The organism is Herbaspirillum sp. BH-1, assembly GCF_002870055.1.
In the GTDB taxonomy this organism is placed as follows: Bacteria; Pseudomonadota; Gammaproteobacteria; order Burkholderiales; family Burkholderiaceae_D; genus Herbaspirillum; species Herbaspirillum frisingense.
The window spans coordinates 55932-76632 of record NZ_PKOI01000020.1 but is presented as its reverse complement, the minus strand read 5'-3'; the positions used below and the strand labels follow the sequence as shown (position 1 = coordinate 76632).

Here is a 20701-nt window from a genome sequence, read left to right as displayed (position 1 = left end):
TGCACCGATGCCCCAGCCATTGCCGCAACGAGCGGCAAAGCGGGCCGCAGAAAGCCCGCTAAATTAGCACTGGCAGTGCCTCCAGTACTAAAAGGGCGAGCAGCGCGCCAAAGACCGCGCCCACTGCTCTCAAACTGGTTCGCACCATTCGTGACGCCACCGGTACCTCCCCGCACAACAACAAGCCCGCCAGGGCCATCGGGATGAAGAACATGAGGTTGTTCATGATGAGGTTGGGCATGATGCGTCTCCTGGTCGAGTTTCTTGGTCTTGCGCGTGGTGCGCGTACTCTTGATGGGGCTTGCCTCGTTTCGAGTATAGGTCGCACATCATGGAAGACAAGGCAGCAGCGGGAACAATCGGTGCTGCACAGCAGCGCAGGCATGGCCCGGAGATGCCCGCCGGGCGGCCCTGACAAAGGGCTGACAGCCAGCATCGCATCTGTTGCACATGCACAAATTTTTGGCAAGATCGCGCGAATTGCCTTGACCCTGTTTTCTGCGCGGGCGTAGAATTCGCCCGTTCTCATTTTCTGGAGTCCCTCTCATGGGCACTTGTTCGGGTGACAGTTGTTGCCGGTTAATTCCGGGTTAAGCCTCAGCAAGGATTTCAGCAGGACTTCTTCCTGTCGTCATCTTGCACAAGGCAGATGACGGCATCTCATGTCGGTAGCGCGCAGCCTGTTTGACGGGTTTCCCCGCGCCCTGGCGACAGCGATATTCCCTCACAACGACAGATCGACGATCGACCGCCGCAGACACGGCGGCACAACGCATGCATCACCACGCCTTGCCTGCCCTGCGCAGCGCCGGGACGGCTTTTGCCTGCCGCATGCCGTATGTACGCCCGCCTGGCTCATCGCCGCGCGCGGCCTGCTCTGCTTGCGCCATCAGGCGCCGATGACAGGGGCTCCGCTCAACCAGGCGGAGGCTATGCACATTCCATGAACACGCGAAGACCCAGCGCGCCCTGCCCGCTCGCCCGCACCCTTGCCGGCGGGGACCGGCCACGGCGCTGATCCGAGGCCGGCAAGTCCAAGCGCTTGCCGGTGCGATGCACATCCTTCGTCCCCGGGACGAAGACCAACAAGAAAAGAAGCACGTCATGAATCTGAACCTGCTGAAAGAAACCTTTGCCAGCTTCATCCGCGCACGCGGCATGGATCGTCACTTCCGCCGCCTGGGCATGGACATGTTCCGCAGCGCCCCGGTCACCCGCGAAGTCCCGCAGACCCTGGCCGAACAACTGAGCGAGGCCTCCCGCAGCGAAGCACAGGCCCTGCTACAGCGCCTGCAATCGCGCCCGGATGGGCTCACCGAGGCCGAAGCCGACGCCATCCGCGTCCACAGCGGCCCCAATGAAGTCGAACACGAAAAGCCGCTGACCTGGCCAGTCCACCTGTGGCACTGCTACAAGAATCCCTTCAACCTGCTGCTGACCCTGCTGGCGGCGGTGTCCTTCTACACCGAGGACATGAAGGCTGCCATCGTGATTGGCACCATGGTGGTGGTCTCCACGCTGCTGCGCTTCGTCCAGGAAGCCCGCTCCAACACCGCCGCCGACAAGCTCAAGGCCATGGTCAGCAACACCGCCACGGTGATGCGTCACGACCAAGTCGAGGAGATCGCCGCCGAAGCCCAGCGCTACTTCGACGTGACCCTGCATCCCAAGGGTGCGCGTCGCGTCGAAGTACCGATCCGCAACCTGGTACCGGGCGACATCGTGCTGCTCTCGGCCGGTGACATGATCCCGGCCGACCTGCGCCTGCTGTCGGCCAAGGACCTGTTCGTCAGCCAGGCGGCGATGACCGGCGAATCGCTGCCGGTAGAAAAGTTCGTGACCCCCAGCAACCTCAACACCAGCAGCCCGCTGGAGCTGGACAACCTGTGCTTCATGGGCACCAACGTGGTCAGCGGTTCGGCCAGCGGCGTGGTCCTGACCACCGGCAAGCGCACCTATTTCGGTGCCCTGGCCGAGCGCGTCACCGCCACCGACCGCACCCCCACCGCCTTCCAGGCGGGCGTGAACAAGGTCAGCTGGCTGCTGATCCGCTTCATGCTGGTGATGACGCCGGTGGTGTTCTTCATCAACGGTTTCACCAAGGGTGACTGGGTCGAGGCCTTCCTGTTCGGCCTGTCGGTGGCGGTGGGACTGACGCCCGAAATGCTGCCCATGATCGTCACCTCGACCCTGGCCAAGGGCGCCGTGGCGCTGTCGCGCAAGAAGGTGATCGTCAAGCGGCTCGATGCGATCCAGAACTTCGGCGCCATGGACGTGCTGTGTACCGACAAGACCGGCACGCTGACCCAGGACAAGATCTTCCTGGAACGCCACACCGACATCCACGGCGAGCCCGATGACGAAGTGCTGCAGTACGCCTACCTCAACAGCTACTACCAGACCGGTCTGAAGAACCTGCTGGACGTGGCCGTGCTGGAACACGCCGAACTGCAGCGCGAGATGTCGATCGCCTCGGCCTATCGCAAGGTCGATGAAATCCCCTTCGACTTCCAGCGCCGCCGCATGTCGGTGGTGGTGTCCGAGCGCGAAGACCACCATGAGCTGATCTGCAAGGGCGCGGTGGAAGAGATCGTCTCGGTCTGCTCGCACGCCCGCGTGAACGGCCAGATCGTGCCGCTCACCGCTGAACTGCTGGAGGAAATCCGCGCCACCACCGGCAGCCTCAACGCCGAAGGCCTGCGCGTGGTCGGCGTAGCCGCCCGCGATCTGCCGCCGACCAAGGAGGTCTATAGCCTGGCCGATGAATCGGATCTGGTCCTGATCGGCTACATCGCCTTCCTCGACCCGCCCAAGGAATCCACCGCACCGGCGCTGGCCGCCCTGCGCGCCCATGGCGTGAAGGTCAAGATCCTCACCGGTGACAACGAACTGGTGACTGCCAAGATCTGCCGCGAGGTCGGGCTGGAGGTCAAGGGCATGCTGCTCGGTTCCTATGTGGAAAAGATGAGCGACGCCGAATTGTCCGAAGCGGTGGAAACCGTGACCGTCTTTGCCAAGCTCTCGCCGGCCCACAAGGAGCGCATCGTGCGCGTGCTGCATGACCGTGGTCACGTGGTCGGCTTCATGGGCGACGGCATCAACGACGCCCCGGCCCTGCGCGCGGCCGACATCGGCATCTCGGTCGATACTGCTGTCGATATCGCCAAGGAAGCGGCCGACCTGATCCTGCTGGAAAAGAGCCTGATGGTGCTCGAAGAAGGCGTGCTGGAAGGCCGCAAGACCTTCGCCAACATGCTGAAGTACATCAAGATGACGGCCAGTTCCAACTTCGGCAATGTCTTCTCGGTATTGATCGCCAGTGCCTTCCTGCCCTTCCTGCCGATGCTGCCCCTGCATCTGCTGGTGCAGAACCTGCTGTACGACGTCTCGCAGATCTCGATCCCCTTCGACAACGTCGACAAGGAGTTCCTGGAAAAACCGCAACGCTGGGATGCCGGCGACATCGGTCGCTTCATGGTCTTCTTCGGCCCGATCAGCTCGATCTTCGACATCAGCACCTTCGCACTGATGTGGTTCGTCTTCGGTGCCAGCTCGCCGGAGCACCAGACCCTGTTCCAGTCCGGCTGGTTCATCGAAGGCCTGCTCTCGCAGACCCTGATCGTGCACATGATCCGCACCCGTCGCATCCCCTTCTTCCAGAGCCGCGCCTCCTGGCCGCTGATGGGAATGACGCTGGTGATCATGGCCATCGGCATCGCCATCCCGATGACGCCGCTGGCGCACTACTTCAAGCTGGAAGCGTTGCCACTGGCCTACTTCCCGTGGCTGGTGGCAATCCTGGTGGCCTATGCGGTGCTGATCCAGGCGATGAAGGGCTGGTATGCGCGGCGGTATGGTTGGCAATAAACCCGCCTCAAGCAGCAAAAAGCCAGCTCCAGGGAGCTGGCTTTTTTACCTCCATAGCGCCGGTCGCCGTTATCGACGCGCCGGTACGGCTCAACGGCGCGGCAAGCGCACCGTCACCATGGTCTGCACCTGGTCATCGGAGGTCATGCTGATGCTGCCGCCATGTGCCTTGACGATCTGCTGGGCGATGAAGAGACCCAGTCCCAGGCCTTCCTTGCGCCCAATCTCGCGCTCGCCACCGCGGAAGGGATCGAAGATCACCGGCAGCAGCGCTTCCGGGATCACGCCGCGATTGGCGATCACCATCACCACCTCGTGCTCGCTGCGTCCATCGATGCCGATGCAGACCGGATGGCCCGGCTCGCCATGCTGCAGGGCATTGCCCAGCAGGTTGGCCGCTACCTGGCCCAGGCGGTCGCCGTCCCAGTAGCCATTGTCGTCACCCTCGATGCGACGTTCGATGACGCTGCCCGGATACGTGGCCTGGTATTCCTGCACCACCCGCTCGGTGATCTCACCCAGGCAGGCACTGGCGCGCACCAGCGGGATACCGCCTGCCAGGCGGGCGCGGGCCAGGTCCAGCATGTTCTCGATCAGCTTGGCCATGCGCTTGCCGCCGTTGAGGATCTGCTGCGAGGCCTTTTGCGCCACCTCTTCCTTGTAGGTCCGCTGCATCAACGTGGCCGCCATCACCACGGCACTGAGCGGATTGCGCAGATCGTGGCCGAGGATGGCGACGAACATCTCGTTGAGGCGCAAGGTCTCCGTGCGCTCGTGCAGTTCCAGCGCCAGTTGCTGCTTCTGACGATACAGCTGGAAGAACACCTCAGCCTTGTTACGCAGGATGTGCGGTTCGATGGGCTTGTAGAGAAAATCCACCGCGCCGCTCTCGTAACCCTTGAACAGGCGGCGTTCATCGCGCACGCCGGCCGTCACGAAGATCAGCGGCACGTTGCGGGTGCGTTCGCTGCCGCGGATCAGTTCAGCCAGCTCGAAGCCGTCCATGACCGGCATCTGTACGTCAATGAAGGCCAGTGCCACCTCGTGCTGCAGCAGCAGCTCCAGGGCTTCCATGCCCGAGCGCGCCAGCAGCAGTTCGACATCGTCACGCTGCAGCAGCGCCGACAAGGCCAGCAAGTTTTCTTCGAGATCATCGACCAGCAGGAATTTCACCCGTGGCAGGTCTCTTTGTTTCTGTTGTTCTATCACCTGCGTTCCTTTTCCTGGTCATTCCCCTGTACGCCTACGGTACGCAGCAGATCGGCGATCTGCGAGAGCGTGAGCACATGGTCGATCTTGCCCAGCGCCAGTGCCTGTGCCGGCATGTAAGGCACCTGCGCCTGTTGCGGGCTTTGCACCACCGTCATGCCGCCGGCGCGACCGATGGCCTGCAAGCCGGCCGCGCCATCGTGGTTGCCACCGGTGAGGACAATGCCCAGCAAGCGCTCGCGGTAGACATCGGCAGCCGACTCGAACAGTACGTCGATGGCCGGTCGCGAAAAATTGACCAGCTCATCATTGGACATGGCCAGCAAGGGCCCTTCCTCGCCGCGGTCGACCAGCAGATGATAATCCGGCGGCGCAAAATGGATCACGCCGGGCTGGGCGGGCAGCTTGTCCTGCGCTTCCACCACCGGCTGGGCACATCGGTCGGCAAAGATCTGCGGCAGCAGGCTGGGCCGTTCGCGCGGCAGGTGCAGCACCACCATGGTCGCCACTGCAGCGCCCCGACGCAGCGCCGGAAGGATTTCCGAGAGCGCCTCCACACCACCGGCGGAGGCACCGATGACCACGGCCTCGATGTTGCGGCCCTCCAGCGAAGGCAAGGTGACGGTACTGACGGTACTCACAGCTCACCCTTCTTCTGGAACAGGCGTTCCTCGCGGTCCACCTCGTCGAAGGCCACGCCATGCGAGGAGAAGCGCAGCGATTCCTTCGAGCCCAGACCGAGGAACCCCTTGCGCACCAGCGATTCGCGGAACAGCCCGAGGGCGCGTTCCTGCAGATGGCGGTTGAAATAGATCAGCACGTTGCGGCAAGACACCAGGTGCATCTCCGCAAACACACTGTCGGTGGCCAGGCTGTGGTCGGAAAAGACCACGTTTTTGCGCAAGGACTTGTCAAACACGACGGCACCATAAGCCGCCGTATAGTAATCCGAAAGCGAAGTCCTTGCTCCGGATTTCTGGTGATTGCTGGTGAAGCCGGGAATGCGGTCCAGCTCGTAGACGCCGGCCTCGGCCTTCTTGAGCGCAGTCTGGTTGATGTCGGTGGCGTAGATGATGCTGCGTTCAAGCAGGCCTTCCTCGCGCAGCAGGATGGCCAGAGAATAGACTTCCTCGCCACTGCTGCAGCCGGCCACCCAGATCTTCAGCGAGGGATAGGTGCGCAACAGCGGCACCACCTTCTCGCGCAGCGCCTTGAAGTAGCCAGGGTCGCGGAACATCTCGCTGACCTGCACCGTGAGGTAGTCCATCAGCGCCGGGAAGACGGTGGCATCATGCAGCACCTTGTCCTGCAGCTGCGACAGAGTCTCGCAGCCGAAACGGATCATGGCCGTGGCCAGGCGGCGCTTCAGGGAGGCGCCGGCATAGCCGCGAAAATCGCAGTGATACTTCAGGTAGATGGCGTCCAGCAGCAACTGCATCTCGATATCGAAATGCCGGTTGGCCAGGGCCTGGTTTATTTGGGCATCCATACACGTACCAGGGACAGCAGTTTTTCCACATCCAGGGGCTTGGCGATGTAATCGTTGGCGCCGGCGGCCAGGCATTTCTCCTGATCATCCTTCATCGCCTTGGCGGTCAGCGCGATGATGGGCAGGCGCTTCCAGATGGCCTGCTTGCGGATCTCGCGCATGGCGGTCAGGCCGTCCATCTCCGGCATCATGATATCCATCAGCACCAGGTCGATGACGGCGCCGGGCTTGTCCTGGCTGCGTTGCAGCGCATCCAGGGCCTCCCGGCCGTTACGGGCGATCTCGACCTTCATGCCCTTGGGCTCCAGCACCGAGGAAAGCGCAAAGATGTTGCGCACATCGTCTTCCACCACCAGGATGCGGCGGCCTTCGAAGACCGTCTCGCGGTCGCGCGCCACCTTGAGCAGGCGCTGGCTTTCCGGCGGCAGCGTGGTTTCCACCTGGTGCAGGAACAGCGTCACCTCATCCAGCAGGCGCTCCGGCGAACGCGCATCCTTGATGATGATGGAGCGCGAGAAGCGACGCAGATTCTGCTCTTCCTCGGCCGAGAGCGAGCGGCCGGTATAGACGATCACCGGCGGGAAGGCCACGTGCTCCTGCTCGGCCATCTTTTCCAGCAACTGGTAGCCGGACAGGTCGGGCAGGTTCAGGTCCATCACCATGCAGTCGAAGGTGGTCTCGCGCAGGCGCGCCAGGGCGTCCGCAGCGGTGCGCACACCGACCAGATTGATGTTCTCGCCGGCCAGCAACTGGCGGATGCTGTCGAGCTGGCGGGCATCGTCCTCGACCACCAGCACATGCCGCAGGCCTTGCAGGAACTTGGCTTCCAGCTTGCGGATGGCGCCGATCAGTTCTTCGCGTTGTACCGGCTTGAGCGCGTAACCGATGGCGCCGAGCTCCATGGCCTCTTGCGAATAGTCGGCCACCGACACCACGTGCACCGGGATGTGACGGGTCTTGGGATTGCGCTTGATCTGGTCCAGCACACCCAGGCCGGAGAAGTCGGGCAGGTTCATGTCCATCAGGATGGCGCTGGGACGATACATCTCGGCAGCGGCCACGCCTTCGTTGGCGGAGTGCGTCACTACGCACTGGAAACCCATCTCATGGGCCAGGTCGCGCAGGATCATGGCGAAGGCCGGATCGTCCTCGATCACCAGGATCAGGCGCGCAGTGGCCTCGATCCGGTGGCGGTCGTCGTCGATGGCGATCTCCTGCAGGCGCGTGGGTGTGGCAGCCGTCGCCGAGGCACTGGCAACGCGCACGTCCGGCGCGGTGGCCACCTGGGCCGCCTGCAGGGTCGAGGCTGCGGCAGCGGCATTTGCCGACTTCGGCGTCGTCGCCGGTGCACGCAGGATGGCCTGGTCACCGCTGTAGACCTGCGGCAGCGAGAGCGTAAAGATGCTGCCCTCGCCCGGCCGGCTCTGCACGGTGATGTCGCCACCCAGCAGCTGTGCCAGGTCACGCGAGATCGACAGGCCCAGACCGGTGCCGCCGTATTTGCGATGGGTGCTGCCATCGGCCTGACGGAAGGCTTCGAAGATGAACTGATGCTGGTCCTCGCCAATACCGATGCCGGTATCGCGCACGGCGAAGGCGATGCGGTTCTGGGCGTCGGCATAGACGCGCAAGCTGACCTCGCCCTTCTCGGTGAACTTGATGGCGTTGGAGAGCAGATTCTTGAGGATCTGGCCGAGGCGCTGCATGTCGGTTTCCATGCGCTGCGGCACGCCCGGCTCCACGTCCACCTTGAAGCCCAGGCCCTTCTGCTGGGCGGTCATGGCGAAGCTGGCCTTGAGTTCCTCGGCCAGCTTGGTCACCACGAAGGATTCGGAGACGATATCGAGCTTGCCGGCCTCCATCTTGGAAAGGTCGAGGATATCGTTGATCAGTGCCAGCAGGTCGTTGCCGGCCGACGAAATGGTCTGGGCGAAACGCACCTGTTCGTCGGTCAGGTTGCCCTGCTTGTTGTCGGCCAGCAGCTTGGCCAGGATCAGGGTGGAGTTCAGCGGGGTGCGCAGTTCGTGGCTCATGTTGGCCAGGAACTCGCTCTTGTACTGGTTGGCGCGCTCCAGTTCGGTGGCCTTGTCCACCAGCACCACCTGGGTCTTGGCCAGGTCGTCCTTCTGCAGTTCCAGCAACTGGGCCTGCTCTTCCAGCTGGGCATTGGTTTCCTCCAGCTCGGCCTGCTGGGTTTCCAGGCGCAGCTGCGAGGCCTTCAGGGCCTGTCCCTGCTCTTCCAGCTCTTCATTGTTGACCCGCAGTTCCTCCTGCTGGGCCTGCAATTCCTCGGACTGGCGCTGGGTCTCTTCCAGCAGTTCTTCCAGGCGGGTGCGGTCCTTGGAGGAGCGCACGGCGATGGCGATCTGGTCCGACAGGCGGGCCAGCAATTCTTCTTCCTCGGCGCGCACCCGGCGCAGGAAGCCGAGCTCGAACACGGCCTGCACCATGCCATCCACCGAGGCCGGGACGATCAGCAGCTCACGCGGCTGGTGACGCCCCACGGCCGAGGAGACGGTGAGATAGTGCTCCGGCACGTCCTTGACATGCATGGCGCGATTGAGCTTGGCCGCCTGACCCAGCAGGCCCTGGCCGTCACGCAGATTGGGCTGGATCTGCTGCTCGCCGCCATCCTCCAGGGCATAGGCCGCGAAACGCTGGAAATCGCCGCTGTCGGTGCGCAGGTAGATGGCGCCGACCTGCGCGTTCAGGTAGGCCGTGAGGAAGGCCAGCGTGTTTTCGCCCAGGGTGCTCAGGCGCTGCTCGCCCTGCAGGCGCTCGGCCAGGCCCATCTGGCCGGCGCGGATCCAGGTCTGCTTCTCCCGCGAACGATAGTCGCGCGAGGTGGTGACGGCAGCAGCGGCAATCAATACCAGCAGCAGGGCCGAACCACCCCAGGCCACGGCGGTGGAAAAGGCAACTGCATCACGCCAGTCGGACTGACGTGCGGTCAACAGGTCGCGTTCCTGCTCTTCCATGTCGCGGGTCAGGGTACGCACGCGGTCCATGGACATCTTGCCGCGATCCGATTGCACCACCGCCAGCGCGCCGGCGGTGTCGCCATTGCGGCGTCGGGTGATGGTCTCGGCCAGTTCTTCCATCTTGTCGTTGACCACCCGTTCCACCTGCGACAGGCGCTTGACCTGGTCGGGGTTGTCGGCGATCAGCTCGCGCAGGCGCGTGATCTCGCCCGGCAAGGCGGCCCGCGCCTGGTTGTAGGGACTGAGATAGCTTTCGGTGCCGGTCAGCAGGAAGCCGCGCTGGCTGGTTTCGGCATCCTTGAGGGTGGAGACCAGGCTCTGCAACTGCTCGCGCACCTGCATGGTGTGCGAGACGGCATTGGCCGCTTCCCCCCGGCTGACCGAGGCTTCGTAGGTGAACAGGGCGATCAGGACGACCGCCACGATCGCCACCGAAAACCCGATCAAGGGGCCCATCGGTAGTGGTGGGCCGGAAAATGCGCCCTTGCCCTGGCGCTTCAACATGGCAATACGTTCTTCTGCTTGGCTGGAATAAACCCGCACGGTGCGCTCCGTTGTTCGAATCGTTGGTCGAGCTGCGGGGGTTCTTTGCCCCCCTCCCCTGATCTTGCCTTTTGCCACACGGAAAGCCGGCCATTATACGGTGGCCTTCCGGTTCACGCTGCGCCCGGCCTGGGACTGCCTGGGACTGCCTGAGGCTGCACGAACCCGGCTAGGACAGGCGCCCGCCGGTTCGGTTCCATTGCGCTGACATCCTGGCGCCGACAGCCAATGGCGCCGGCCTGCTCAGTTGCCGGCCAGGCCGGCAGCGATATTGATGGACAGGCCGATGATGGCCGCATTGAAGATGAAGCAGATCAGCGAATGGACCAGCACCGACTTGCGCAGCGAGCGCGAAGCCACGCCGACATCGGAGGTCTGCACCGCCACGCTGATGGTGAAGGCGAAATAGAGGAAATCCCAGTAATCGGGATTGCGCTGCCCCTCGGGAAAGCGCAGCGGCAGGGCGTCGGGATCATCATCGGCGGCATAGAACAGCCGCGCATAGTGCAAGGTGAAGATGGTCCCGATCAGGGCCCAGGAACCGAAGACGGTGGAGGCTGTGAAGGCATAGCGCAGCAGGCGCCCGCCCTCGCTGTGGTGGCTGCCCCCGGCCAGTTCCAGCAGGATCGCCAGCAGGCTGGCGATGGCCGCCACGCAGACCATGACCAGCACCACCTGGGCACTTTCATCCTCGGTTTCGGCCAGGCGCTTGACGGCCTTGGCATCGGCTCGCACCATCATCAGCCACAGACTGAAAAGATAGAACCAGACACCGGCGTTCCAGCCGATCAGGCATCGACTGATCCAGGTGGAGGTGGGAATGAAGACGGCGGCGACAATACCCACGGCCATGCCGATCAGCAAGCGTGGGTGGACCTGGACGATGTGGCGGGCGACGGACATTGTTATTGTTGGGCTGGTGCGTGAAGCCGCGGTGGCGTGCAATGGGCAGGACATTAGCATGCCCTGCCCCGCCCGGCCAGCGCTCCAGAGCCCTGCGGCCCTAGCGACTAGGGAACAGACGCGCCAGGCGCACCGCTTCCTCGAAACTGGACAAGCCGGTCAAGGCCATGGTGTTGATAGTCATCGGCCCCTCCACCCTGGCCACGTTGGTGACACGACCTTCCAGCACGGCCGCCAGCTGACGGCCCATGAATTCCCGCGAGGCTGCCGCCAGCCTGGCCGTCCCGACCGGCGAGAACTGCAACACCAGAATGGCGCGACCGGCGGCATCCTTCTGGGCGCTGGCGCGCTGCACGTCGCTGGCATCCAGGGCCACGCGCGGCGCCAGGTAGATGTCGCCGCCCGGGGGATCGCTGATCTGCGCCTTGATCCAGCCCTGGGTCGGCACCGTGGTAGCGCCGCGCAGCTCGAACAGGGTCGAGGAAGACGGCGCCGCACCACCCTGCATGCCGCTGGAGGCGCAACCGGCCAGCACCAGGGCGGCCCCGGCGGCCGCGCCCAGCAGCAGCGTGCGGCGGCGTGGCGATGCCAGATGCAGGGCACGGGGAGTGAGGGAAAACTCGGGGGCGCTCAAAATTCGTGCTCCTTCAAGGCGCGCTGGGCGCGCTCGCGGGCGCTGGCCAGCGCCTCTTCCTCGGTCGGGAAGAGGCCCACGGGAATGTAGGTCTCGGCGATCTCGGGCTCGCGCGACAGGCGCACGAAGACCTGCGCCTCGAATCCCTCGTCGGGCTTTTCCACCGCTTCATAGCGGGCGATGTGGGTACCGCTTTGCAGGACCTTGTCCGTCATGTTGCCTCCTGGATTGTCACGAAGAAGGCGTTTAGACAGAACCGGAAGAGCGAGGTTCGGCGGCGGCGCACGGGCCGCCTGGCATCAGGCCGCCAGCGGGAAGCGCACCGTGAAGAGCGTGCCCTGCCCGTGCTCGCCGCTATCGACACTGATTACGCCGCCATGGTCATGCGCGATCTCGCGCACGATGGCCAGGCCCAGGCCGCTGCCGGCCACCTTGTCGTTGGCGCGGTAGAAGCGGTCGAAGATGAGCTCGCGATGCTCCGGTGCAATCCCCGGCCCCGAATCCTCCACCGTCAGCACGGCGGCACCATCTTCCTCCAGGCAGCGCACGGTGACCGTGCCATGCGGGGGCGAATAGCGCACGGCGTTATCGATGAGGTTGTCGATCAGGTCGCTCAGCAGGAAGCGGTCGCCCCGCATGCGCGCCGGCTGCAGGTCGAAGCCGAGGTCGATGCGCTTCTTGTCGGCCTCTTCGATGAAGTGCTGGACCGACTCTTCCAGCAGCTTGTCCAGCGACAGCTCTTCCAGCTTGCGGCTCTCGAACAGGCCCGGCTCGGAGCGCGCCAGGGCCAGCAACTGGCGACTCTGGCGGATCATGCGTTCCACCGAGGAATTCATCATCGCCAGGGAACGGGCCGTATCGGGCTGGTCCTGATGCTTGTCGTGCAGCAGCTCCAGTTGCAGCTTGAGTCCCGTGAGGGGGGTGCGCAACTGGTGGGCGACATCGGCCATGAAGTTCTGCTGTGCCTGCTCACCCTTGTTGATGCGCGCCATCAGTTCGTTCATGGCCACGATCAGCGGCTGCAGTTCGACCGGTGCGCCGGTGCCATCGATGGCACCCAGCTTGCCGTGGTCGCGTTGCTCCAGGTTGCGCTGCAGGCTCTTGAGCGGGCGCAGGCCGCGCCGCACGGCAATCAGCACCACCGACAGCGAACCGAAGGTCAGTGCGCCGTCCAGCAACAGGAAGGACAGCAGGATGGTGTAATGCGCCCGGTCGCGCTTGCGGATGGTCTCGGCCACCGCCACCGAAATGATGCCGTTCTTGACGCGTACCTGCATGGCGGCGATGCGCACCGGCTCGCCGCGCATCTCGCCATCGAAGTTGATGGGACGGTCGAAGACATCACTTTCCGGCAAGCGGGGGAAGCCCTTGTCGCCCACCACGATCTGGCCTTCGGTATTGCGCACGGCGAAGAAGGTGGTGTCGGAGTGGTTGCTGCGCAGGATCTGCTCGGCCTGCTGGGTCAGTTCGGCAGTGGTGCGTTCCTGCCGGTGGCGCACCTGGGCGTACAGGCCCCAGGTGGAATCCATCAGGTTCTGGTCGAAGGCGTGCTGGGCCGGCAGCCAGGCCAGCCAGTAGGTCAGGCCGGCGCCGACCAGGTTGAGCAACAGCAAGGGCGCGATCAGCCACTTGAGCAGGTCGCGCCGGATGCTGGCGTGGGTCGGCGATGGACTGGCCGCGGCGGTGTCGGACATGCGCTGCCAGCCGGGATCAGGTCTCGCTCTTTTCGAGCATGTAGCCAAAGCCGCGGATGGTGCGGATCACCACCCCGGAGTCAGCGATCTTGAGGCGGATGCGCGAGACGTAGACTTCCACCGCGTTGATGGTGAAATCCTCGCCCCAGGGCAGTACGGCGTCGATGATCTGCTGCTTGGACACCACCCGCGAGGCGTGCTGCATCAGGTATTCCAGCACCGTCCATTCGCGCAGGGACAGCTCGATCTTGCGACCATCGATGTCGGCGCGCTTGGTGGCGTTGTCCAGCGACAGGCCGCCCACGGTCAGCTGCGCCGGCTGCGGCGCGCTGCGGCGGATCAGCGCCTTGATGCGCGCCACCAGCTCGGGCGTGGCAAAGGGCTTGACCAGGTAATCGTCGGCGCCCAGCTCCAGGCCGTGCACGCGGTCGGGGATGGTATCGCGCGCCGTCAGCAGCAGCACCGGGGTATTGTTGCCGGCCGCACGCATGCGCCGCAGGACCTCGAAACCATCGATGCCGGGCAGGCCGATGTCCAGCACCAGCACGGCCGCGTTGAAACGCTGCGAGAGGGCATCGTGGCCGTTGTTGACGGTATGCACGGTGAAACCATGCGAATTGAGCACGCGCGACAGGCCGTCGGTGAGCACCGGGTCGTCTTCGACCAGCAGAACATTCATAGGAACTTCGAAAGAGAAAAAACAGCGCAAAACCTCTGCGTGACGCTGCATCGTATTGCAGCCGCGCCAATGCTGCAAATCGGGGATTGCCCGAGACAGCCCGGGGCCGGCGAGCGGTGTTACTTTTTTGTCACACTCAGTTTGACGTCAGCTTGTTGACAGTCATTTGTCAGCTTGCGTGCTTAATCTTGCCAGCCATGCCAGTGAATAAAAATCATTGGCATACAGAACAACAATACTGGTCATCAGCCAGCCAAACGGTCTTCCATGTCGAAGGACGGAGTAGCCAGCCATTGGAGCCAATCCGGCGCGAGCCGGATTGGCTTCTCGTTTCTCTACTCCACTCTCCTCGACACGAACATGAACCGTCTCACGCCGATCGCCGCCGCATTGCTGGCCACCTTTGCCGCTCCCCTGCCGCTGCTGGCGCAACAGGCTGCGCCCGCTTCTTCATCGACTTCTGCGACCACCTCTGCGACCGCCAGCAACCAGCTGGCCCCGGTCACGGTAGAAGGCCGCCGCGACGATTTCGCCAGCACCGGCACCGCCATCAGCAAACTGCCCGCCGACCTGCACGACGTGCCGCAATCGGTGACGGTAGTCAACAAGGCGCAGATGCAATCGCAGGGGGTGAGCTCGCTGGCCGACGCGCTGCGCAATGTGTCCGGCATCACCCTGGGTGGCGCCGAAGGCGGCCAGATCGGCAACAACATCAACTTGAACGGTTTCTCGGCGCGTACCGACATCTACCTGGACGGCTTCCGCGACCGTGGCCAGTACTACCGGGACACCTTCGCCATCGAGGAAGTGGAAGTGCTGATGGGCCCGTCCTCGATGCTCTTCGGACGGGGCTCCACCGGCGGCATCATCAACCAGGTCAGCAAGAAGGCCAACCTGAAGACGGCCACCGAAGTCTCGGCCTCGGTCACCACCAATGGCCTGGTGCGCAGCACCGCCGACGTCAACCGCGCGCTGTCGGATACCTCCGCCCTGCGCATCGAAGCCATGGCCCAGAACGGCGCGGCCAGCACCCGCAACCAGACCGACGTGCAGGACTTCGGCCTGGCCGGCTCCTACGTCTGGGGCATCGGTACGTCCACCGAGATCACCCTCTCGGCCCTGCTGCAGCACAACCACGACCAGCCCGATTACGGCCTGCCGCCGCTGAACGGCCATCCCGTCAATGTCGACCGCAACACCGCCTATGGCCTCAACAGCGACCGCACCAACCAGGACGTGGCCTCCTTCAATGCCGGCATCAAGCACAAGATCGCTCCCGACGTGACCCTGCGCAGCCAGACGCAGTTCAACTACGTGCATACCGATGCCGTGGAAACCGCGCCCAATACCATCGGCACGATCTCTTCCAGCGGCTTCACGGCGCTGACCAATGCCACCAGCAACCTGCCGCTGTCCAGCCTCTACGTGCGCGGCCAGAGCCATGACCGCGACATCCGCGACTACTCCATCTTCAACCAGACCGAACTGGCGGCCAAGTTCGCCACCGGCAGCGTCAAGCACGATGCCCTGGTGGGCGTGGAAGTGGGCCATGACGGCTACGACAACCAGAACTACTACCGCAACGGCAGCTGCAACGGCCGCTCTCTGAATGCCGCAGGCGCCACCACCGGCTACATGGATTGCGTCAGCGTCGTCAGCCCCAGCTATAGCGCTGCCGGCAGCAGCGTGGCCGATACTGCCGGCAACCACGCCGGTGGCAGTGCCAACGCCATCGCCGCCTATGTCGGCGACACCATCGAACTGGTGCCGCAGTTCAAGCTGGTCGGCGGCCTGCGCTATGACCGCTACATCGCCAGCATCAGCAACTCGATCAACGCGGGCAACACCTCAGGCTCCACCGCACTGGCCTCGGCCGACCAGACCGTCAATTTCCTGAGCGTGCGCTCGGGCGCCATCTGGCAGCCCAGCGCAGCGCAGGCCTACTACGTCTCGTATGGCACCTCGTTCAACCCCTCGCTGGAACAGCTGACCGGTACCCTGGGCCAGCAGAACCTGGATCCGGAAAAGAACCGCTCCTATGAGGTGGGCGGCAAATGGGACCTGGACAATGGCCTGGCCCTGAGTGCAGCAGCCTTCCAGATCACCAAGGAAAACGCCCGCAGCCTGGTCACCACCGGCGTCTATGCCCTGGCCGGCACGGTCCGCGTGAACGGTGCGCGCGCCGGTGCCACCGGCCGCATCACGCGTGACTGGCAGATCGCCGCCAACTACACCTACCTGGATGCCCAGGTCATCGGCGGCGCCGTGGGCGATACCTCGGTCGGCAAGGTGCCGGTCAATACGCCCAAGCACACCCTCACCACCTGGACCACCTACGACCTGGCCCCACACTGGCAGGTCGGCGGCGGCGCGACCTACATGTCGCAGCGCTATGCCAATGCCACCAACACGGTGCAGGTCGGTGGCTACACGCGATACGACGCCATGCTGGCCTACACCACCAAGGCCTACGACATCCGCCTGAACCTGTACAACCTGACCGACAAGATGTATTACGATGCGCTGATCCAGTCCGACGGCGGTCGCTCGGTCCCGGGTTCGGGTCGTACCGCATTGCTGTCGCTGACCTATCGCATGTAAGGCCGAAGGAAACCCCGATGCTCATCACCATCCCCCAGTTGCTGGACCCGGCCACCCTGCAGACGGTACGCGGGCTGCTGGAGGCCGCCGGTCCGGCCTGGGTGGATGGCCGCGTGACCGCCGGTTACCAGGGCGCGCCGCTGAAGTTCAACCAGCAGATCGACGAGCGTGCCGAGGTGGCCCTGCAGTGTCAGCACCTCATCGTGGCAGCGCTGGAGCGGCATCCGCGCTTCATCAGCGCGGCGCTGCCCAACCTGATCTACCCGCCGATGTTCAACCGCTATGGCGAGGGCATGGGCTTCGGAGCGCACGTGGACGGCAGCGTGCGCATCCATCCGCACACGGGCCGCAAGCTGCGTACCGATGTCTCGGCCACCTTGTTCCTGGCGGAACCGGCCGAGTATGACGGGGGTGAATTGCAGATCGAAGACAGCTACGGCATGCACAGCGTCAAGCTGGCCGCTGGCGACATGGTGCTCTACCCGGCCACCAGCCTGCACAGCGTGACCCCGGTCACGCGCGGCGTGCGCATGGGCTGTTTTTTCTGGGTGCAGAGCCTGGTGCGCGACGATGGCCAGCGCCAGATGCTGTTCGACATGGACAATGCCATCCAGCGCCTGAACCAGACCGACGCCGACGCCCAGGCGCGGCGCACGCTGGTGGGCTGCTACCACAACCTGCTGCGGCAGTGGAGCGACACCTGAGCGCTGCCGCTCTGCCCATTCTTGCGGTCCTTACTTGAAATAACGCGGGTCCATCCGGCGGAACACCCAGGCAGAGACCAGGGTGATCACGCCCACGATCACGAAGGTGATCTGGAAGCTGGCATTGGTGGCCACACCCTCCGGGCTCTTGAAGGCGCTGACCATGGTGCCGCCGATGGTCACGCCCAGGCCGATGGCCAGCATCTGCACCATCGAAAAGAGACTGTTGCCGCTGCCCGCATCATCCTTGCGCAAGCCCTTGAGAGTGACGCTGTTCATGGCCGCGAACTGCATCGAGTTCGATGCGCCGAAGACCGCCAGTTGCACAATGGCCGCCACCACGGGCCAGTCCGGCGTGATCAGGGCGAACGACACGATAGACACGCCCACGATGGCGGTATTGACCAGCAGGAAGCGGTCATAGCCATGGCGCTTGACCAGCGGTGCGATCCACGGCTTGGCGATGGTGCCGGCGATGGCCGCCGGCAGCAGCAGCATGCCCGCATGCAGCGGGGAATACCCCAGCCGTACCTGCAACAGCAGGGGCAGCAGGAATGGCACGGCAGACGAACCGATGCGACAGACCAGGTTGCCGGCCAGGCCGATGCTGAAATTGGGCTCACCGAACAGGCCCAGCCGGAACAGCGGCCGCGCATGGCCGCGCGCATGCCACCAGTACCCCAGTACGGTGGCCGCCGCCAGCAGGAACAGGGCGGCACTCCAGGCTCCGCGCTGCGTATCGAAGGGCACATCCAGCGCCAGCGAGAACGCCACCATGCAGGCCGACAGCAAGGCACAGCCCAGCAGGTCGAAGCGCGGCGTATCGGCCAGGCTGTCATCGGGCAGGAAGCGCAACACCGCCGCCATCCCGACCACGCCGATGGGAACATTGATCAGGAATATCCAGTGCCAGGACAGGCTTTGCACCAGCCAGCCGCCCAGTACCGGCCCCACCACCGGCCCCAGTTGTCCGGCAATCGAGATCGAGGCCAGCGCGGCGATGTACTGCGCCCCCGGCACGGCCCGCAGCACCGCCAGGCGCCCCACCGGCAACAGCATCGAGCCCCCCAGCCCCTGCACCACCCGCGCCGCCAACAGCATGGGCAAGGTGGGCGCCACGGCACACAGGATGGAACCGACCACGAACAGCAGGATCGCCGCGAAGTACATGCGGCGCGTGCCGAAGCGGTCGGCCAGCCAGCCCGAGGCGGGCGTGAGCGAGGCCATCGTCAGGGTGTAGGCCACCACCACCGGGTGCATGTTCAGGACCGGCTCACCCAGGCTGCGCGCCATGGCCGGCAAGGCCGTGTTGACGATGGTGGTGTCCAGCGTCTGCATGAAGAAGCCGGAGGCGACGATCCACAGCAAGGCGCGCTGGGTGATCGGATCACTGCCCGGATCACTGCGAGGGTCATTCACGGAAGAAGTGGCGGGAGACTCCCTCAGGCATTGCGGCTGGTCGGCGGACATGGTGGAAGGCGGCTGAAAGAAGAAGGCAACACGACGGACGATGGACAATGCAATGACAAAAAGCGGCGGGGACACGAAACCGTGTCCCCGCATCACTTCATCATTCTAAGACTTTTGCGGCCGGCCCATCAGAAGGCCTGCGGACGCCACTTCAGCAGGCGCCTTTCCAGCGCATGCAACAACCAGTCCGCCGCCAGCGCCACTACCGCCAGCACGATCATGGCTGCGAACACGCCGCTGGCATTGAAGGCACCCTGGGCGGTGGAAATCAGCAGGCCGATACCCTGCTTGGAACCCAGGAACTCCCCCACCACCGCACCCACCAGCGCAAAGCCGAAGCTCACATGCAGGCTGGCCAGGATCCACGACAGCGCCGAGGGGATCACCACCGCCATGGTCACCTGACGGCGCGAGGCGCCCAGGATCTGGGCGTTGGCGATCATGTAGCGGTCCGCCTCGCGCACGCCCTGGAAGGCGTTGGCAAACACCACGAAGAACACCATCACCACCGCCAACGCCACCTTGGAGGCCATGCCCAGGCCGAAGGCGATGACGAAGATGGAACCCAGCACCACGCGCGGAATCGAGTTGGCGATCTGGATGTAGAGGCTGAACACATCCGAGAGCAGCTTGTTGCGACCGAGCACGATGCCGGCAATGACACCGGCCACCGAGCCGATCAGGAAGCCCAGCACGGTTTCTTCCAGCGTGACCAGCACCTGGGTCCAGAGCGAACCCTGGGACGTGCCTTCCACCATCCAGTCATAGATCTGGATCACGATCAGCGAAGGTTGGGAAAAGAAGAAGGGATCGATCCAGCCGATGCGGGCGCAGACTTCCCAGCCGCCCAGCACGATCACCAGGATGGCGATGCGCAGGCCGATGACCAGGTTGCGGCGGCCGCGAATCTTGCGCTGCGCCTCGGCTTCGACGGCGGCGATATCCATCGTCGCGGCGGAGTGGCTTGCTTGTGCTTGTGTCATGTTGCTCACCTGTTGTCGGATTTCGTTATTCAGATTCGTTGTCGGGAAAGGTCGCTGGTGGCTACCTGGTGCCAGATGCCTGATGCCTCAGGCGATATGGACTTCCTCGCGCAGATCGGCCCAGATGCGGCGCGAGATGTCGATGAAGCGCTGCTCGTAACGCACCTCTTCCATCACGCGCGGACGCGGCAGGTCGATGGGATAGACGCTCTTCAGGGTCGCCGGGCGGGCCGTCAGCACATAGACCTTGTCGGCCAGGGCGATGGCTTCCTCCAGGTCGTGGGTGACGAACACCACCGAGCCGGAATGGGCCGACCACAGGCGCAGCAATTCGTCCTGCATCAGGGTGCGGGTCTGCATGTCCAGGGCCGAGAAGGGTTCGTCCATCAGCAGGATTTCGGGGCTGTTGATGAAGGTCTGGGCCAGCGCCACGCGCTTGCGCATGCCGCCGGAGAGCTGGTGCGGATAGTGGTCGCCGAACTTGTCCAGGCCCACGCGACGTATCCATTCATCGGCCAGCGCATGCGCCTGGGCCTTGGACTGGCCACGGAACATGGGGCCGGCGGCGACGTTGTCGCGCACGCTGCGCCAGGGAAAGACGGCATCGTTCTGGAACACGAAGCCGATGCGCGGATCAATGCCGTTGACCGGCTGCCCCATCACGCGTACCTCGCCCATGGTGGGCTTCAGCAGACCCGTGATCAGCGACAGTGTGGTCGACTTGCCGCAGCCGGTAGGGCCGACCACGGCTACGAATTCACCACGGGCCACGCTCATGGAAAAGTCGCGCAGGGCCACGGTGGCCTTGCCGTCGGCAGTGATGAAGCGGCAGGTCACGTTGCGCAATTCGATGGCTGGCGTTTCCTTGGCGGCGTTGCCGGCGGGGGTGAAGGCGTGCTGGTTGATCGCATTCATCGGATGGCTCTTTCGGGGCTGGAGGTTGA

Annotated in this window: 16 protein-coding genes; 3 read left to right on the top strand and 13 right to left on the bottom strand. The window is 64.2% G+C overall.

Annotated elements, in window-relative coordinates; genetic code table 11:
• Window positions 1–58: 58 nt before the first annotated feature.
• On the bottom strand, window positions 59–241 hold the full coding sequence (locus HBH1_RS20980; RefSeq protein WP_006462830.1) for a hypothetical protein: 183 nt from the start codon (window positions 239–241) through the stop codon (window positions 59–61).
• Window positions 242–1104: 863 nt separating this feature from the next.
• Between HBH1_RS20980 and mgtA the strand changes: the two genes are divergently transcribed.
• A complete protein-coding gene (gene mgtA, locus HBH1_RS20975) occupies window positions 1105–3867 on the top strand; it encodes a magnesium-translocating P-type ATPase (RefSeq protein WP_102664228.1) in 2763 nt (920 codons plus the stop codon).
• Window positions 3868–3957: 90 nt separating this feature from the next.
• Here mgtA and HBH1_RS20970 read toward each other — a convergent pair whose 3' ends face one another.
• From HBH1_RS20970 to HBH1_RS20930, 9 genes are all read right to left on the bottom strand, one after another.
• Window positions 3958–5076: a hybrid sensor histidine kinase/response regulator gene (locus HBH1_RS20970; RefSeq protein WP_039874952.1), complete on the bottom strand. Its 1119-nt coding sequence runs from the start codon at window positions 5074–5076 to the stop codon at window positions 3958–3960.
• Window positions 5073–5717 carry a chemotaxis protein CheB gene (locus tag HBH1_RS20965; protein WP_102664227.1) on the bottom strand — a complete coding sequence of 215 codons (645 nt, stop codon included), beginning with the start codon at window positions 5715–5717 and terminating at the stop codon, window positions 5073–5075. The genes HBH1_RS20970 and HBH1_RS20965 overlap by 4 nt, the downstream gene beginning before the upstream one ends.
• Window positions 5714–6565: a CheR family methyltransferase gene (locus HBH1_RS20960; RefSeq protein WP_102664226.1), complete on the bottom strand. Its 852-nt coding sequence runs from the start codon at window positions 6563–6565 to the stop codon at window positions 5714–5716. Before HBH1_RS20960 ends, HBH1_RS20965 begins: the two co-directional genes overlap by 4 nt.
• A complete protein-coding gene (locus tag HBH1_RS20955) occupies window positions 6550–10050 on the bottom strand; it encodes a response regulator (protein WP_199181634.1) in 3501 nt (1166 codons plus the stop codon). The genes HBH1_RS20960 and HBH1_RS20955 overlap by 16 nt, the downstream gene beginning before the upstream one ends.
• Window positions 10051–10332: 282 nt before the next feature.
• A complete protein-coding gene (locus tag HBH1_RS20950; protein WP_102664224.1) occupies window positions 10333–10992 on the bottom strand; it encodes a DUF1345 domain-containing protein in 660 nt (219 codons plus the stop codon).
• Between the two features lie 100 nt (window positions 10993–11092).
• Window positions 11093–11626, bottom strand: coding sequence for a SecDF P1 head subdomain-containing protein (locus HBH1_RS20945; RefSeq protein WP_102664223.1), 534 nt, complete (start codon window positions 11624–11626; stop codon window positions 11093–11095).
• Window positions 11623–11841, bottom strand: a complete 219-nt coding sequence (locus tag HBH1_RS20940; RefSeq protein WP_102664222.1) for a hypothetical protein — start codon at window positions 11839–11841, stop codon at window positions 11623–11625. Before HBH1_RS20940 ends, HBH1_RS20945 begins: the two co-directional genes overlap by 4 nt.
• Window positions 11842–11925: 84 nt before the next feature.
• Window positions 11926–13320 carry a sensor histidine kinase gene (locus HBH1_RS20935; RefSeq protein WP_102664221.1) on the bottom strand — a complete coding sequence of 465 codons (1395 nt, stop codon included), beginning with the start codon at window positions 13318–13320 and terminating at the stop codon, window positions 11926–11928.
• Between the two features lie 16 nt (window positions 13321–13336).
• On the bottom strand, window positions 13337–13999 hold the full coding sequence (locus HBH1_RS20930) for a response regulator transcription factor (RefSeq protein ID WP_006462842.1): 663 nt from the start codon (window positions 13997–13999) through the stop codon (window positions 13337–13339).
• A gap of 360 nt (window positions 14000–14359) precedes the next feature.
• Here HBH1_RS20930 and HBH1_RS20925 point away from each other — a divergent pair, with 360 nt between their 5' ends.
• Window positions 14360–16600, top strand: a complete 2241-nt coding sequence (locus HBH1_RS20925) for a TonB-dependent receptor (RefSeq protein WP_102664220.1) — start codon at window positions 14360–14362, stop codon at window positions 16598–16600.
• Window positions 16601–16617: 17 nt separating this feature from the next.
• Window positions 16618–17304 (top strand): Fe2+-dependent dioxygenase, encoded by a 687-nt coding sequence (locus tag HBH1_RS20920; protein WP_077238354.1) that lies wholly within the window; start codon window positions 16618–16620, stop codon window positions 17302–17304.
• Window positions 17305–17334: 30 nt separating this feature from the next.
• On the opposite strand, the gene mdtD is transcribed toward HBH1_RS20920, so the two are convergent.
• The 3 genes from mdtD to HBH1_RS20905 all read right to left on the bottom strand — a co-directional run bounded on the left by mdtD (window position 17335) and on the right by HBH1_RS20905 (window position 20672).
• Entirely contained in the window at window positions 17335–18822 is a 1488-nt protein-coding gene (gene mdtD, locus HBH1_RS20915) for a multidrug transporter subunit MdtD (RefSeq protein WP_102664235.1), read from the bottom strand.
• Between the two features lie 80 nt (window positions 18823–18902).
• Entirely contained in the window at window positions 18903–19757 is an 855-nt protein-coding gene (locus HBH1_RS20910) for an ABC transporter permease (protein WP_039874955.1), read from the bottom strand.
• A gap of 87 nt (window positions 19758–19844) precedes the next feature.
• A complete protein-coding gene (locus HBH1_RS20905) occupies window positions 19845–20672 on the bottom strand; it encodes an ABC transporter ATP-binding protein (RefSeq protein ID WP_102664219.1) in 828 nt (275 codons plus the stop codon).
• Between the last annotated feature and the right edge of the window lie 29 nt (window positions 20673–20701).

Bases quoted from the DNA above. Each gene is read 5' to 3' on its own strand.
- HBH1_RS20980 (WP_006462830.1), bottom strand. From the start codon at position 241: ATGCCCAACCTCATCATGAACAACCTCATGTTCTTCATCCCGATGGCC.
- mgtA (WP_102664228.1), top strand. From the start codon at position 1,105: ATGAATCTGAACCTGCTGAAAGAAACCTTTGCCAGCTTCATCCGCGCA.
- HBH1_RS20960 (WP_102664226.1), bottom strand. From the start codon at position 6,565: ATGGATGCCCAAATAAACCAGGCCCTGGCCAACCGGCATTTCGATATC.
- HBH1_RS20955 (WP_199181634.1), bottom strand. From the start codon at position 10,050: ATGTTGAAGCGCCAGGGCAAGGGCGCATTTTCCGGCCCACCACTACCG.
- HBH1_RS20950 (WP_102664224.1), bottom strand. From the start codon at position 10,992: ATGTCCGTCGCCCGCCACATCGTCCAGGTCCACCCACGCTTGCTGATC.
- HBH1_RS20940 (WP_102664222.1), bottom strand. From the start codon at position 11,841: ATGACGGACAAGGTCCTGCAAAGCGGTACCCACATCGCCCGCTATGAA.
- HBH1_RS20935 (WP_102664221.1), bottom strand. From the start codon at position 13,320: ATGTCCGACACCGCCGCGGCCAGTCCATCGCCGACCCACGCCAGCATC.
- HBH1_RS20930 (WP_006462842.1), bottom strand. From the start codon at position 13,999: ATGAATGTTCTGCTGGTCGAAGACGACCCGGTGCTCACCGACGGCCTG.
- HBH1_RS20925 (WP_102664220.1), top strand. From the start codon at position 14,360: ATGAACCGTCTCACGCCGATCGCCGCCGCATTGCTGGCCACCTTTGCC.
- HBH1_RS20920 (WP_077238354.1), top strand. From the start codon at position 16,618: ATGCTCATCACCATCCCCCAGTTGCTGGACCCGGCCACCCTGCAGACG.
- HBH1_RS20910 (WP_039874955.1), bottom strand. From the start codon at position 19,757: ATGACACAAGCACAAGCAAGCCACTCCGCCGCGACGATGGATATCGCC.
- HBH1_RS20905 (WP_102664219.1), bottom strand. From the start codon at position 20,672: ATGAATGCGATCAACCAGCACGCCTTCACCCCCGCCGGCAACGCCGCC.